At 75.6% G+C, this 12,995-nt stretch carries 14 protein-coding genes; 10 read left to right on the forward strand and 4 right to left on the reverse strand.

The window, feature by feature from the left end:
- Window positions 1-2: 2 nt before the first annotated feature.
- The 3 genes from EDJALFJO_RS25105 to EDJALFJO_RS25115 are packed head-to-tail and all read left to right on the forward strand — an operon-like array spanning window position 3 to window position 2,914.
- Window positions 3-1,457, forward strand: coding sequence for an aspartate aminotransferase family protein (locus tag EDJALFJO_RS25105; RefSeq protein ID WP_088289058.1), 1,455 nt, complete (start codon window positions 3-5; stop codon window positions 1,455-1,457).
- Entirely contained in the window at window positions 1,457-2,098 is a 642-nt protein-coding gene (locus tag EDJALFJO_RS25110; protein WP_088289059.1) for a cysteine hydrolase family protein, read from the forward strand. The genes EDJALFJO_RS25105 and EDJALFJO_RS25110 overlap by 1 nt, the downstream gene beginning before the upstream one ends.
- 21 nt (window positions 2,099-2,119) lie before the next feature.
- Window positions 2,120-2,914: a DinB family protein gene (locus EDJALFJO_RS25115; protein ID WP_088289060.1), complete on the forward strand. Its 795-nt coding sequence runs from the start codon at window positions 2,120-2,122 to the stop codon at window positions 2,912-2,914.
- Between the two features lie 16 nt (window positions 2,915-2,930).
- Here the strand turns inward: EDJALFJO_RS25115 and EDJALFJO_RS25120 are convergent, their stop codons facing one another.
- Window positions 2,931-4,154, reverse strand: a complete 1,224-nt coding sequence (locus EDJALFJO_RS25120; protein ID WP_158220562.1) for an aromatic acid exporter family protein — start codon at window positions 4,152-4,154, stop codon at window positions 2,931-2,933.
- 110 nt (window positions 4,155-4,264) lie between these two features.
- Between EDJALFJO_RS25120 and EDJALFJO_RS25125 the strand changes: the two genes are divergently transcribed.
- The 3 genes from EDJALFJO_RS25125 to EDJALFJO_RS25135 all read left to right on the forward strand — a co-directional run bounded on the left by EDJALFJO_RS25125 (window position 4,265) and on the right by EDJALFJO_RS25135 (window position 7,084).
- Window positions 4,265-4,696: an SRPBCC family protein gene (locus EDJALFJO_RS25125; protein WP_088289112.1), complete on the forward strand. Its 432-nt coding sequence runs from the start codon at window positions 4,265-4,267 to the stop codon at window positions 4,694-4,696.
- Window positions 4,697-4,865: 169 nt separating this feature from the next.
- The gene (gene purD, locus EDJALFJO_RS25130) at window positions 4,866-6,155 is read left to right on the forward strand and encodes a phosphoribosylamine--glycine ligase (RefSeq protein WP_088289062.1); all 1,290 of its coding nucleotides are present in this window, start codon (window positions 4,866-4,868) and stop codon (window positions 6,153-6,155) included.
- On the forward strand, window positions 6,152-7,084 hold the full coding sequence (locus EDJALFJO_RS25135) for a phosphoribosylaminoimidazolesuccinocarboxamide synthase (protein ID WP_088289063.1): 933 nt from the start codon (window positions 6,152-6,154) through the stop codon (window positions 7,082-7,084). Before purD ends, EDJALFJO_RS25135 begins: the two co-directional genes overlap by 4 nt.
- Here the strand turns inward: EDJALFJO_RS25135 and EDJALFJO_RS25140 are convergent.
- Window positions 7,081-7,725, reverse strand: coding sequence for an MBL fold metallo-hydrolase (locus EDJALFJO_RS25140; protein ID WP_088289064.1), 645 nt, complete (start codon window positions 7,723-7,725; stop codon window positions 7,081-7,083). The two genes, EDJALFJO_RS25135 and EDJALFJO_RS25140, sit on opposite strands and share 4 nt — an antisense overlap.
- A 106-nt stretch (window positions 7,726-7,831) precedes the next feature.
- Between EDJALFJO_RS25140 and purS the strand changes: the two genes are divergently transcribed.
- From purS to EDJALFJO_RS25155, 3 genes are all read left to right on the forward strand, one after another.
- Window positions 7,832-8,080 (forward strand): phosphoribosylformylglycinamidine synthase subunit PurS, encoded by a 249-nt coding sequence (purS, locus tag EDJALFJO_RS25145; RefSeq protein ID WP_088289065.1) that lies wholly within the window; start codon window positions 7,832-7,834, stop codon window positions 8,078-8,080.
- Window positions 8,081-8,229: 149 nt separating this feature from the next.
- Complete coding sequence (locus EDJALFJO_RS25150; protein WP_088289066.1) at window positions 8,230-9,213, forward strand: hypothetical protein; 984 nt, start codon at window positions 8,230-8,232, stop codon at window positions 9,211-9,213.
- Complete coding sequence (locus EDJALFJO_RS25155; RefSeq protein ID WP_088289067.1) at window positions 9,210-10,880, forward strand: diguanylate cyclase; 1,671 nt, start codon at window positions 9,210-9,212, stop codon at window positions 10,878-10,880. The genes EDJALFJO_RS25150 and EDJALFJO_RS25155 overlap by 4 nt, the downstream gene beginning before the upstream one ends.
- Window positions 10,881-10,884: 4 nt before the next feature.
- Here the strand turns inward: EDJALFJO_RS25155 and EDJALFJO_RS25160 are convergent, their stop codons facing one another.
- Window positions 10,885-11,415 carry a signal peptidase I gene (locus EDJALFJO_RS25160; RefSeq protein ID WP_088289068.1) on the reverse strand — a complete coding sequence of 177 codons (531 nt, stop codon included), beginning with the start codon at window positions 11,413-11,415 and terminating at the stop codon, window positions 10,885-10,887.
- Window position 11,416: 1 nt separating this feature from the next.
- Entirely contained in the window at window positions 11,417-12,049 is a 633-nt protein-coding gene (locus tag EDJALFJO_RS25165; RefSeq protein ID WP_088289069.1) for a hypothetical protein, read from the reverse strand.
- Between the two features lie 166 nt (window positions 12,050-12,215).
- Here EDJALFJO_RS25165 and purQ point away from each other — a divergent pair, with 166 nt between their 5' ends.
- The gene (gene purQ / locus EDJALFJO_RS25170; RefSeq protein WP_088289070.1) at window positions 12,216-12,932 is read left to right on the forward strand and encodes a phosphoribosylformylglycinamidine synthase subunit PurQ; all 717 of its coding nucleotides are present in this window, start codon (window positions 12,216-12,218) and stop codon (window positions 12,930-12,932) included.
- The last annotated feature ends 63 nt before the right edge of the window (window positions 12,933-12,995 follow it).

The raw sequence follows: 12,995 nt of genomic DNA on the forward strand, positions 1-12,995 counted from the left end.
CCATGACGAGCACCGTGCCTGCCCCGAGCGCCGCCTCGACCCGCCCGCCGCTGCCCTCCACGGCGCCGACGCCGACCCCCGACCCGGCCGGGTCGGCCCGGGCGTACGACCTGGACCGGGCGCACGTCTTCCACTCGTGGTCGGCGCAGGCCGCCCTCAAGCCGTTCGTCGCCGCGGGCGCCGAGGGTTCGTGGGTGTGGGACGGCGAGGGCCGCCCGTTCCTCGACTTCTCCAGCCAGCTCGTCTTCACGAACATCGGGTTCCAGCACCCGAAGGTCGTCGCGGCGATCCAGGACCAGGCGGCGAAGCTCTGCACGATCGCGCCGCAGCACGTCAACGACGCCCGCTCCGAGGCCGCCCGGCTCATCGTCGAGCGCGCGCCGGGCGCCTCGTTCAGCCACGTCTTCTTCACCAACGGCGGCGCGGACGCCATCGAGAACGCCGTCCGGATGGCCCGCCTGCACACCGGCCGCCGCAAGGTGCTCGCCCGCTACCGCAGCTACCACGGCAACACCACGACGGCGATCAACCTCACCGGCGACCCGCGGCGCTGGCCGAACGACTACGGCGCCGAGGGCGTCGTCCACTTCTTCGGGCCGTTCCTCTACCGCTCGCACTTCCACGCGACGACCGAGGCCGAGGAGTGCGCCCGCGCCCTCGAGCACCTCGAGCAGACGATCGTCCTCGAGGGGGCCTCGACGATCGCCGCGATCGTCCTGGAGTCGATCCCCGGCACCGCGGGCATCATGATCCCGCCGCCCGGCTACCTGCGCGGCGTGCGCGAGCTGTGCGACAAGTACGGGATCCTCTGGATCGCCGACGAGGTCATGAGCGGCTTCGGCCGCGCCGGCCGCTGGTTCGCCTGCGAGCTCGGCGACGAGGACGGCGCCGGCAACCGGGTCGACGACACCCGCACCGAGCCTGACCTCGTGACCTTCGCCAAGGGCGTCAACTCAGGCTACGTCCCGCTCGGCGGCGTCATCGTCTCCGAGAAGGTGTACGAGACGTTCTCGAACCGGGTCTTCCCCGGCGGCCTCACGTACTCCGGCCACCCGCTCGCGTGCGCGGCCGCCGTCGCGACGATCAACGTCATGGCCGACGAGGGCGTCGTCGAGAACGCCGACCGGCTCGGCCGCGAGATCTTCGGGCCGGCCCTGGCCGACCTGCAGGCCCGGCACGAGATCGTCGGCGAGGTCCGCGGCTCCGGCGCCTTCTGGGCGCTCGAGCTGGTGCGGGACAAGGCCACCCGCACCCCGCTCGTGCCGTTCAACGCGGCCGGCGAGGCGAACGCACCGATCCTCGCGCTCGGTGCGGCGTGCAAGGAGCGCGGTCTGCTCCCGTTCATCAACGGCAGCCGCACCCACGTCGTCCCCGCTCTGAACATCACGGACGACGAGGCGCGCTACGGCCTGGCCCTGCTCGACGAGGCGCTCACGGCCGTCGAGGGCACGCTCTGATGGCGGTCCCCGCGCGGGCCCTCGTCGTCATCGACGTCCAGCAGGAGTACGACCCCGGGGTCTTCCCCGGGGCCGGCCTGCCGATCACGCACCCGCCGCTCGACGTGTCGACGGCGAACGTCGCGAAGGCGATGGACGCCGCGACCGCGGCGGGTGTGCCCGTCGTCGTCGTCCAGCACACCGACGCCCCGGACGACGCGGTCTTCGCCGAGGGCAGCGACGGCTGGAAGCTGCACCCGTTCGTCGAGGACCGGCCCCGCGACCACCTGGTGCGCAAGGCCTACCCCGGGTCGTTCACCGGGACGGACCTCGAGGAGTGGTTGCGCGCCAACGACATCGCGACGCTGACGATCGTCGGGTACATGACCCAGCTCTGCGTCGACACGACGGCGCGGCAGGCGGCGCACCTCGGCTTCGGCGTCGAGGTGCTCTCCGACGCGACCGGCACCCTGCCGCTCGCGGTCGGCGCCGAGACGGTCGAGGCGCACGCGCTGCACGCCGCGGTTCTCGTGGCTCTCGGCAGCGCGTTCGCGAGCGTCGCGACGACGGCCGAGTGGCTCGCGGCCCTCGCCGCCGGTGACGGCCTCCCGGCACCGGACCTGCTCGCGGCCGCCGAGCAGGGGCGTGCGCTCGCGGGGTGAGCCGCGCGGCAGGATGACGGCATGACGCCACAGTTCGGGCCGCACCGCTTCGACGCCGGCCCCTTCGGGCCCGAGCACACCGACGCCCACCGCGGTGCGCGCCTGGAGGTCCGCGACCTCACGGGCGCGCGCTTCGTCGACTGCGACCTCACGGGTGTCCGGGTCCGGGACGGCGTCCTCGTCGACGTCGACCTCTCCGGCTACGTCGAGCGGCTCGTCGTCAACGGCGTCGACGTCACCGACTTCGTCGCGGCCGAGCTCGACCGGCGTCACCCAGAGCGCGTCCAGCTGCGCAGCATGCGGACGGCGGGCGACTTCCGCGCGATGTGGGCCACCCTCGAGGGCCTCTGGGCCGGCGCGGTCGAGCGGGCGCGCGGGCTCGGCGACGCGGCGCTCGACGAGCGGGTCGACGAGGAGTGGTCCTTCCTGGAGACGTTGCGGCACCTGGTGTTCGTCACCGACGCCTGGGTGAGCCGCACGGTCCTCGACGAGGAGCGGCCCTACCACCGGCTCGGCCTGCCCCAGAGCTGGTACCCGGCCGCGGACGGCGCCGCGCTCGGCATCGACGTCGACGCCCGGCCCTCGTCCGACGAGGTGCTCGCCGCGCTCGCCTCCCGCCGCGAGGTCCTGCGGAACGTCCTGGGGGCGCTGACGGACGACGTCCTCGGCCGGCCCTGCCGGCGGCCGCCGGCCCCCGGCTACCCCGAGGAGGAGCGGCCGGTCTGGGAGTGCCTGGCCGTGACCCTCGAGGAGGAGGTCGAGCACCTGCGCTACGCCACCCGCGACCTCGCGGTCCTCGAGGCGCGCGCGGGCTGACTCCAGCTGGCTAGCGCTACCGCGGCAGCTTCGCCCGCGCCTCGTGCTCGGGGACGCCCGGCACCTGGATGAGGTCGACGACCGCCGACCGGACCTGCGCGACGATGACGGTCGCGTTCATCGTCGGCATCTCCAGCCGCTCCGGGCGCAGCCGGTCGGTGACGTCGTCGAGCGCCGCGACGGCCCGGCGTCCGCCCTCGCCGTCCCGGTCCCGCAGCGCTCCCGGCAGCGTGTAGAACACCGACGCCAGCCCGTCGAGGACCTCGACCACCGACGGCGGCAGCAGGTGCGCCGGGCTGCCCGCCACCACGGGCAGCGGGCTCGTCGACGCCCCGTCGTCCCGGTCGGCGGGTGTCGCAGCGGACGACCCGGCGGCCGACGGGTCCGCCCGGCCGCCGAGCGCCTGCTCGTCCTCGGCCGCCGCGACCGCCCGGCGCAGCGCGACCCGGACGTTGCGGATCGCCCGGTCCACCGGCGCCAGCGCCGCCCGGTGCGCGGAGATCTCCGCGAGGGCGTGCCGGCGCAGCGGCGACAGCCGGCTCACCTCCTCGCCCGCCCGGACGGCGTCCCGCCAGCGGTCGATGGCCGGCTGGGTCGCGCGGGCCTGCTCGAGCGCGTCGAACGCGCGCTCGACGTCCCCGACCCGGGCGGCGGTCGCCGACTGCCGCAGCGCGTCGGCGATCGGGTGGACGACGGCGCCGCCGGCGTCCCGCATCGCCGGGCGCGGGTCGGACGGCAGCGCGAACGCGACGACGAGGGCCACGACACCGCCGACGAGGGCGTCCTCCCAGCGGGCGACGTACCCGTTGACCGGCGGCGGCAGCGCCGTGACGAAGACGGCCTGCAGGGCGGCCTGGTTGATGATGAGGGGTGCCCCGTCGAGGAGCAGCGCGACGAGCATCGCGACGAGGACGACGGCGCCGATCTGCCAGCCGCCGCGGCCGATCTCCCGGACGACGGCGTCCCCGATCGCGACCCCGAGGGTCACGCCGATGCCCATCTCGACGACCCGACGGAGCCGGTTGAGGTACGTCGTCGACAGGCACACGATCGCGGCGACCGCGGCGAAGAACGGCCCGCTGTGACCGAGCACGTGGACGGCGAACTCCCAGGCGAGCGCCCCGGCCAGGGCGCTCTGGGCGGCACCCCACCAGGTCAGGCGCAGCCGGGTCAGGCCGAGCCGGGTGCGTCGCCGCAGGGTGGTGCGGGCACCGGACGTCACCCGGTCGGCGAGGCTCACGCGACGATCGTCCCCCAGCCGGGCCACCACCGCAGTCCTAGCGTGAACGTGTCGGCGGCCGCCGGGGCCGACGGCGCCCGACGTCGACGCACCGCCTGGAGGTGGTAGCCATGACACGTCAGGAAGCCTCGAGCGTGGTCGACCTGCCCGTCGAGCACGTGTACGCACGGCTCTCGGCCGTGGAGGAGTGGCCCCGGTTCCTCACCGGGGTGCGGTCGGTGCGCCGGACGTCGTTCGAACGGTTCGTCTTCACCGTCACCGGCGGGGTCGACGGCCCGGGACGCACCCGGGACGTCGAGGTCGCGGTGGGCCACCACCCCAAGGAGCACCGGATCGCCTGGCACGCGCTCGCCGGCCCCGCGTTCGACGGTGAGCTCCGGATGGCCGAGGCCGGCCCGGGGCACACCCGGGTCGCGCTGACCCTCGTGGCGGAGCCCACGGGCTTCATCGCCGGGGTGTCGGAGATGGTCGGCGCGACGAGCCCGGCCGCGGTGCTCGACGTCCAGCGCCTCGAGGAGCTGCTGACGGCGCCGGCCGGCTGACCGGCGTCCCCGGCGCGCGGGAGCGCCCCACGGACGTCCGGCGGGCCCGACCGGTAGGGCGGGCGCGGCCCGCCGGGCCCGCGCGCGTCCTGCCCGCCGGGCCCGCGCGCCGTCCTGACCTGCGGACGCCGTCCGGGCGGGGGCCGCACAGCCTCTAGGGTTGAGCGCCGTGAAGGTCCTCGTCATCGGTACCGGCGCGCGTGAGCACGCCCTCGTGAGGTCGCTCGCCGCGGACCCGGCCGTGGAGGCCGTCGTCGCGGCACCCGGCAACCCCGGCATGGCGGTCGCGGCCGAGCTGCGGTCGGTCGACCCGCTCGACCCGCAGGCCGTCGCCGCGCTCGCCGCGGAGGTCGCCGCCGACCTCGTCGTCGTCGGCCCTGAGGCCCCGCTCGTCGCGGGGGTGGCGGACGCCGTCCGGGCCGCGGGCATCGCCTGTTTCGGCCCGTCGGGCGAGGCGGCGCAGCTCGAGGGCAGCAAGGCGTTCGCCAAGGAGGTCATGGCCGCCGCCGGCGTGCCGACCGCGATGGCGCACGTCTGCGAGACCGTCGACGAGGTCGCCGACGCGCTCGACGCCTTCGGCGGCCCCTACGTCGTCAAGGACGACGGGCTCGCCGCCGGCAAGGGCGTCGTCGTCACCGACGACCGCGCCGCCGCCCTCGAGCACGCCGCCGGGTGCCTCGCGCGGCCGGGCGGCCGGGTCGTCGTCGAGGAGTTCCTCGACGGGCCCGAGGTGTCGCTCTTCTGCATCACGGACGGCGTGACCGTCGTCCCGCTGGCGCCGGCCCAGGACTTCAAGCGCGTCGGGGACGACGACGCCGGCCCGAACACCGGCGGCATGGGCGCCTACTCGCCGCTGCCGTGGGCGGCGCCCGACCTGACCCGGACCGTCGTCGACCGTGTCGCCCAGCCGACCGTCGACGAGATGGCCCGCCGCGGCACCCCCTTCGCCGGGGTGCTCTACTGCGGCCTCGCGATGACGTCGCGCGGCGTGCGGGTCATCGAGTTCAACGCCCGCTTCGGCGACCCGGAGACGCAGGTCGTCCTGGCCCGGCTCGCGACGCCGCTGGCCGGCCTGCTGAACGCCGCCGCGACCGGCACCCTCGCGACGTTCCCGACGCTGCGCTGGCGGGACGCCGCCGCCGTGACCGTCGTCGTCGCCTCGCAGGGCTACCCCGCGTCGCCGCGGACCGGTGACCCGATCGGCGGGCTCGACGAGGCCGCCGCGGTCCCCGGCGCCTGGGTGCTCCACGCGGGCACCACGGCCGGCCCGGACGGCGCCGTGCTCAGCGCGGGAGGCCGGGTGCTGTCCGTCGTCGGCACCGGCCCGGACCTCGCCGCCGCCCGCGACGTCGCCTACGCGGCGGTCTCGCACCTCTCGCTCGCCGGGGCGCACCACCGCTCCGACATCGCGGCCCGGGCCGCGGCCGGGGACGTCGCGCTCGCGGGCGGCCCCGCGTGAGCGAGGTCGCCGCGGCGCCCGGCGGACCGGCCGGACCTGTTGCGCCGCAGGAGGTCCCGGGCTGGCGTCATGTGTACTCCGGCAAGGTCCGCGACCTCTACGTGCCGGACGGCGGCCCCGCGGCGGAGGCGTCGCAGACCGTGCTCGTCGTCGCGAGCGACCGGATCTCGGCGTACGACCACGTGCTCTCGACGCCGGTGCCGGACAAGGGCCGGATCCTCACGGCGCTGTCGACGTGGTGGTTCGAGCGGCTCACCGACCTCGTCCCGAACCACGTCGTGAGCCTCGACGTCCCGGCGGTCGTCGCCGGGCGCGCGATGGTCTGCCGCCGGCTCGAGATGTACCCCGTCGAGTGCGTCGCCCGCGGCTACCTCGCCGGCTCCGGGCTCGTCGAGTACCGGGCGGCCGGCGCCGTCTGCGGCGTCCCGCTGCCGCCCGGCCTCGAGGACGGCTCCCGCCTGCCCGAGCCGATCTTCACCCCGGCGACCAAGGCCGACCTCGGCGAGCACGACGAGAACGTCACCTTCGAGCAGGTCGCGGCGACGATCGGGGCGGACGACGCGTCCCGGCTGCGGGTGCTCACGCTCGCGGTCTACCGGCGCGCCGAGGAGCTCTCCCGGGAGCGCGGGATCGTCCTCGCCGACACCAAGCTCGAGTTCGGCCGCGACGCGGCGGGTGCCGTCGTCCTCGGCGACGAGGTGCTCACCCCGGACTCGTCCCGGTTCTGGCCGGCCGACGGGTGGCGGCCGGGGCGGGTGCAGCCGAGCTTCGACAAGCAGTACGTGCGCGACTGGCTGACGTCCCCGGGGTCCGGCTGGGACCGCGCCTCCGACGTCCCGCCGCCCCCGCTGCCCGACGACGTCGTCGAGCGGACCCGGGCGCGCTACGTCGAGGCGTACGAGCGCCTCACCGGGCGCACGTTCGTCTAGAGCTGCGTCGCGCCGTCCAGCTCCAGGCGCTGCGACCCCTCCGGTGCCAGGCTCCCGCCGACCCGCAGGAACACCCCGCGCCCGACGTCCGACAGCAGCGCCTCGTGGATCGGGAACCACGACCGCGGTGCCACCGCCCGCAGGAAGTCCACCGTCTCCTTGAGTGCCGACCACGGGGCCGCGAGCGGCAGGGCGAGGACGTCGACGCCCTCGGGGACGGTGTCGATCGCATCGCCGGGGTGGAACAGCCGCGGCCCGGACTCCTCGGCGAGGACGAACCCGGTGTTGCCGATCCGGGGCACGTCGGTGTGGATGAGCGCGTGCTCGCCGCCGACCGCGGTGACCGTGAGGCCGGCGAGCGGGAGGGTCTCGCCGGGGTGCAGGGGCGCGGCCTCGATGCCGGCCCGGGTCAGCTCGGCGGCCGTCTCGGGCTCGACGACGAGACGGGCGCCGTCGTTCGCCTCGAGCAGCTGCGGGAGCCGCTCCACGTCGAGATGGTCGACGTGCTGGTGCGTGACGAGGACGGCGTCGAGGTCCGTGAGCTCCTCGAAGCCGTGGCTGAACGCCCCGGGGTCGACGAGCACCCGGACGCCGGACGCCTCGACGAGCAGGCACGAGTGACCGAGGTGGGTGACGCGCATGCAGGTACCCAAGCACTCCGCGCCCGGCCGGTCGAGCCGATGTCGGTCGTCGGGCCGACGTCGATAGGCTGGCCGCAGACCCCGACCGGCAGGAGAGCCGAACACCATGGGACGTGTCGTCGTCGACGTCATGCCGAAGCCGGAGATCCTCGACCCGCAGGGCAAGGCCGTGGCCGGCGCCCTGGCCCGGCTCGGGTTCGCCGAGCTCGCGAGCGTGCGGCAGGGCAAGCGCTTCGAGCTCGAGGTGACCGGCGAGGTCACCGACGAGGTGCTCGCCCGGGTCCGTGAGGCCGCCGAGACGCTGCTGTCCAACCCGGTCATCGAGGACGTCGTCCGGGTCGTCGCCGCGGACTGACCCGAACGGGCGCACCAGCGCTCGGCCGTTCGGGTATCTGCGCAGGTCATCGGCCCTTCGGCAGGGTCAAGACACAACGGCTGCCTGCCGATAGGTCACCTGTGGGGCCATCCACTCGAGGCGTCGTCGTGCCCGCGCGCCGGCGAGCCGTGACCGCGGGGCGCCAGTCCCTGGTCGTGGCGTGCCTCGTGCTCCTCGTCGGCTTCGCCTGGGCGTTCGCGTCCCCTGCCGCTGGTGCCGAGTCCGAGGGCGGCGTCTCGCTCTTCGACGACGACGGCGGCCGGGCCCTGTTCACCGCCGCGGACCGGCTCGCCCCGGGCCGGCCGCTGTCCGCATGCGTACGGGTCGGCACCCGGACGGCGCGGGCGGGCGACGCGGTCTGGTTCGCCGCCGTCGACGTGTCGGGGGCGCTCGCCCCGCACGTCACCGTGACGCTGGAGTCGGGCGAGGGCGGTCGCTTCGGGGACTGCACCGGCTTCACCGGGACGACGCTGTGGACCGGCACCCTCGACCGGCTCGCTGCGGCGTCCGCGGGGAACGGCCTGGCGACCGGCTGGGCCCCCGCCGCGGAGCCGGTCCGCAGCTTCCGCGTCACCGTCCTCATGGACCCCGACCTGCAGGTGCAGGGGCTCACGGCCCGCGGGGACCTCGTCTGGCGGCTCGACCGCGACGTCGTCGTCGACCCGCCCGGGCCGACCGACACCCCGACGACCGAGCCCCCGAAGACGCCGCCCGTCGTCGACCCGACGCCGCCCCCGACGCAGTCCCCCACGCAGTCGCCCACCCAGACCCCGACCGGGACGCCGACCCCGGCCCCGACGACGACCGTCACCCCGGGCCCGACCGGGACCCCGGCCGTCGACGAGCCCGACGTCGACCTCGACGCCGGCGCCCCGTTCCTGCGGGCTGTCCGGGAGGCCGCCCAGCGCGCGAGCGCCGTCGCGGTCGCGGTCGTCCGGGAGCCGCAGTACCCGCTCGCCGCCCTGCTCGTCGCGGGCCTGTTCCTGCTCGTCCAGGACTTCATCGACCGGCGCGACCCCAAGCTCGCCGCGGCCAGCACGACCCGGCGGGAGACCAACACGGTCTTCCCCGACGTGTTCGCCCCGGGCCGGGCCGGCGGGCGGACCGGATGAGCGCGGCCGCCAAGGGCGCCGCCGGCGTCGAGATCGTGCCGCTCGGCGACCGCGTCGCGGCGATGGTCGGCTTCCGGGTGCTCTACCTCGTCGTCCTGCACGGCATGCTGCTCGCGCTGCACCTGCCGCAGCTGCGCACGGTGCTCGTGGCGAGCGCCGTCTACCTCGCGCTGACGACGCTGCTCAGCCTCGCCGTCCGGGTCGCCAGCACACCGGTCGCCGCCCGCTGCTTCGGCGTTGCTCTCCTCGTCGACGGGCTGTTCGTCACGTACCTGCGGGAGACCCTCGGGCACCGCGCCGGCGTCGACATCGGCCCGCTCGCCCTGCTCGTCGCCGTCGTCCTCCTCGCCTCGTTCCGCACCGGGATCAAGGTGGCGCTGTGGCTCTCGGTGCTCTTCCTCGTGGCGCTGCGCAGCCAGGAGACCGGCCTGCTCCCGCCCCCCGCCGTCCTGCCCGGCGGTCTGGACGGCGAGCAGCGGCTGGCCGTCGACCTGCTGAGCCTGTGGCTCGTGACGATCACGACCGCCGCGGCCGCGGCGGCGGCGGAGCGCGAGCTGCGCCGTCGCCGCTTCGACGCCGAGGCGCTCGCCCGCTTCGCCGAGCGGCTCCACCTCGCCACCCGGGTCGAGGAGGTCGCCGGGCACCTCGCCGGGTTCGCCGGCGTGAGCATCGGCGCGACCCGCGCCGTCGTGCTGCGGACCGTCGGGGGCTCCGTCCAGCTCGTCGCGGACGTCGCCTCCGACCGTCGCGGGCAGGGCTCCGGCGCCGACCGGCGGCGGCTGCCGGTCGTCGTCGCGGACGCCGGCACGTCCGCCCTCCTCGACCTGCCCCGCAGCGCCGACAACCTGGCGCTCGCGCTGCGGCTCGACCCGGAGCGGGACCCGTGGCTGAGCGCCCTGCTCCCGGACGCGCGGCGGATCGCCGTCGCGGACATCACGGACGCACCGGGCGAGCGGATCGTCCTCGTCGTCGCCCTGCGCGGCCGCGGGGACCGCACCGAGAACCGTGCCCTGGAGACCTTCGCGCAGGCGACGGCCACTGCGTCCCTCGCCTGGTCGCGTGCCGACCTGCTCGTGGCGGCCGAGCGCCGGGCCTCGACCGACGGCCTCACCGGCCTGGCGAACCGCCGCACCTTCGACGACATGCTCGCCCGGCTGCACGAAGGCTGGACGACGTCCGGCACGCCGTACGCGCTCGTCCTCACCGACGTGGACAAGTTCAAGTCCGTCAACGACCGGTACGGGCACCAGGCCGGTGACGAGGTGCTCCAGATCGTCGCGCGGGTCCTCATGGAGCACGCCGGGGCGTTCGGTGCGACGGCGGCCCGGTACGGCGGCGAGGAGTTCGGCGTCCTGCTGCCGGGCGGCACGACCGACGAGGCGATGGCGCTCGCGGAGAAGGTCCGGCTCGCGCTCCACGGCGTCACCGAGCCGGTGCCCGTCACGTCGAGCTTCGGGGTCGCGGCGGTGCCCGAGCACTGCACCGAGCCGGCCGCGCTCGTGCACGCGAGCGACGCGGCGCTCATCCACGCGAAGAACACCGGCCGGGACCGGGTCGTGGCCGCAGGCGACTACGCGATGCCTGCGGGCGGGTCGGCCGCTCCACCGTCCGGTGCCGTGCCGCCCCCGCGGCGCAGGGACCTGCGGGCCCCGGCCCCCGGGAGCTGAGCCGTCAGCGGCCCGCGGGCCGCACGACGCCGAGCGTCAGGCAGGCGAGGACGGCGACGCCCGCCCATGCGAGGTCGCCGCGGGTCGGCCCGTGGCGGAGCATCGCGAGCCGGCCCGCGGCCGGCACGACGAGGCGGACCCGGCCGACGACGTCGGCCGGGTGCCGGGGCGCGCGGTCCGCGGTGGGGTTCGCGTCGCCCTTCGTCACGAGGTCGCCGTTGCCCTTGACCTCGACGACGCGGTGCGCGACCCGGCCGGAGGGCTGGGACGCGTCACGGACGAGGACGATCTCGCCGCGGTGCAGGCCGGTCGCGCCGGGGTCGACGACGACGACGTCGCCGGGGCGGATCGTCGGGAGCATCGAGCCGGTGACGACGACGGCGGGACGCCAGCCGACCACGAGCGGCCCGAGCGACCACAGCGCGAGGCACGCGAGGACGAACAGCCACGCGACGGCCGCCGTCAGCGCGACCGGTTCGGCGCGCTCGCGCAGACCCGGTGCGGGCGCGAGGTCGACGCAGACGCCGGACTGCACGTCAGGAGTTCTGCGCTTCCCAGACGAACGTCGCGGCGGCCGACTGGCCCATCGCGGAGTTCGTGTCCTGGAGCGTGTACGTGACCCGGTAGCTCCGGGCCTCGGGCGAGGCGCCGGTCGGCGCCCACGACGAGACCCCGGAGCCGAAGTCGGTGTGCGCGGTCGCGAACGAGGTGAGGGTCTGGCCGCCGGCGCTGAGCGTCGACGTCGCGGAGAAGCCCGAGCACGACAGCGTCGCGCCGCCGGTCGCCCCCGTGCCCTCCTCGACGGTGAGGTCGAGGTACTGGCCGAGGGTGCCGGACGGGGACGTCACGTAGAGCCGGACGCCGCCCGCGAGCGTGCCGGAGTAGGTGACGTTGATGCACTTGATCCCGGTGTCGCCGGGCTTGAGGCCGGTCGCCTGGAACATCACCGAGCTCGAGTCGTCGTCGGAGATCGCGACCGTGCCGGAGGACCACGTGTTCGAGCCGTTGTCGGTCGACGCCGTGAACGCGGCGTTCGAGGCCTGGTAGACGAGGGCGCTGCTCGCGACGAGCGCGAGGGGGAGGGCCACGACCATCGTGCGGCGGCGGCCGCCGTCCCGGCGGCGACCGCGGCGGTTGCCGCGGGGCCGGTGCTGCACGCTGGCGGTCATGGTGGGGTCCTTCCCGAGTCGATCTCCTGCCAGACAGATCGGCATCCGCGGGGTGCCGGTTGACGGTTCGCGGGCCGCCGCCGGGGCGGTGCGGGGCGGACCATCCGGACGGCGGTACGCCCGCCCGGTCGCCGCCACGAAGGGTGACGCCGGATAGGCTGCCCGCGTGAGGATCGGAATCGTCACCTTCCCCGGCACGCTCGACGACGTGGACGCCGCGCGCGCCGTCCGGGTGGCGGGCGGCGAGGCCGTCGCCCTGTGGCACGGCGACGCGGACGTCAGGGATGTCGACGCCGTCGTCCTGCCCGGCGGGTTCTCCTACGGGGACTACCTGCGCTGCGGTGCGATCGCCCGGTTCTCCCCGGTGATGAGCGAGATCGTCCGGCTCGCCGGCCCGCCGGAGCAGACTGCTCCCGGCCTGCCCGTGCTGGGCATCTGCAACGGCTTCCAGGTGCTCTGCGAGTCGCACCTGCTGCCGGGGGCGCTGATCCGCAACGACCACCGCAAGTTCGTCTGCAAGGACCAGCGGCTGCGGGTCGAGCGGACGTCGACGGTCTGGACGAGCGAGTACGCGGCGGGCGAGGAGATCGTCGTCCCGCTGAAGAACGGCGAGGGCGGCTTCGTCGCGGACGACGCGACGCTCGACCGGCTCGAGGGCGAGGGCCGCGTCGTGTTCCGCTACCTCGACGGCAACCCGAACGGCTCGTACCGGGACATCGCGGGGATCGCCAACGCGAGCGGGACCGTCGTCGGCCTCATGCCGCACCCCGAGCACGCCGTCGAGGCGCTCTTCGGCACCGACCGCGACGCCCGGGGCCGCTACGACGGCACCGACGGCCTGCGGTTCTTCACGTCGGCGCTGGGCGCGGTGCTCTCCGCCTGACCGTCCCCGCGGGCGACGTCGGGAGCCGATGTCGAGAACGGGACGGCGGCTCCGTCCTGGGTC

The sequence above is a fragment of the Kineosporia sp. A_224 genome, assembly GCF_002198655.1.
Taxonomy (GTDB): Bacteria; Actinomycetota; Actinomycetes; order Actinomycetales; family Kineosporiaceae; genus R-H-3.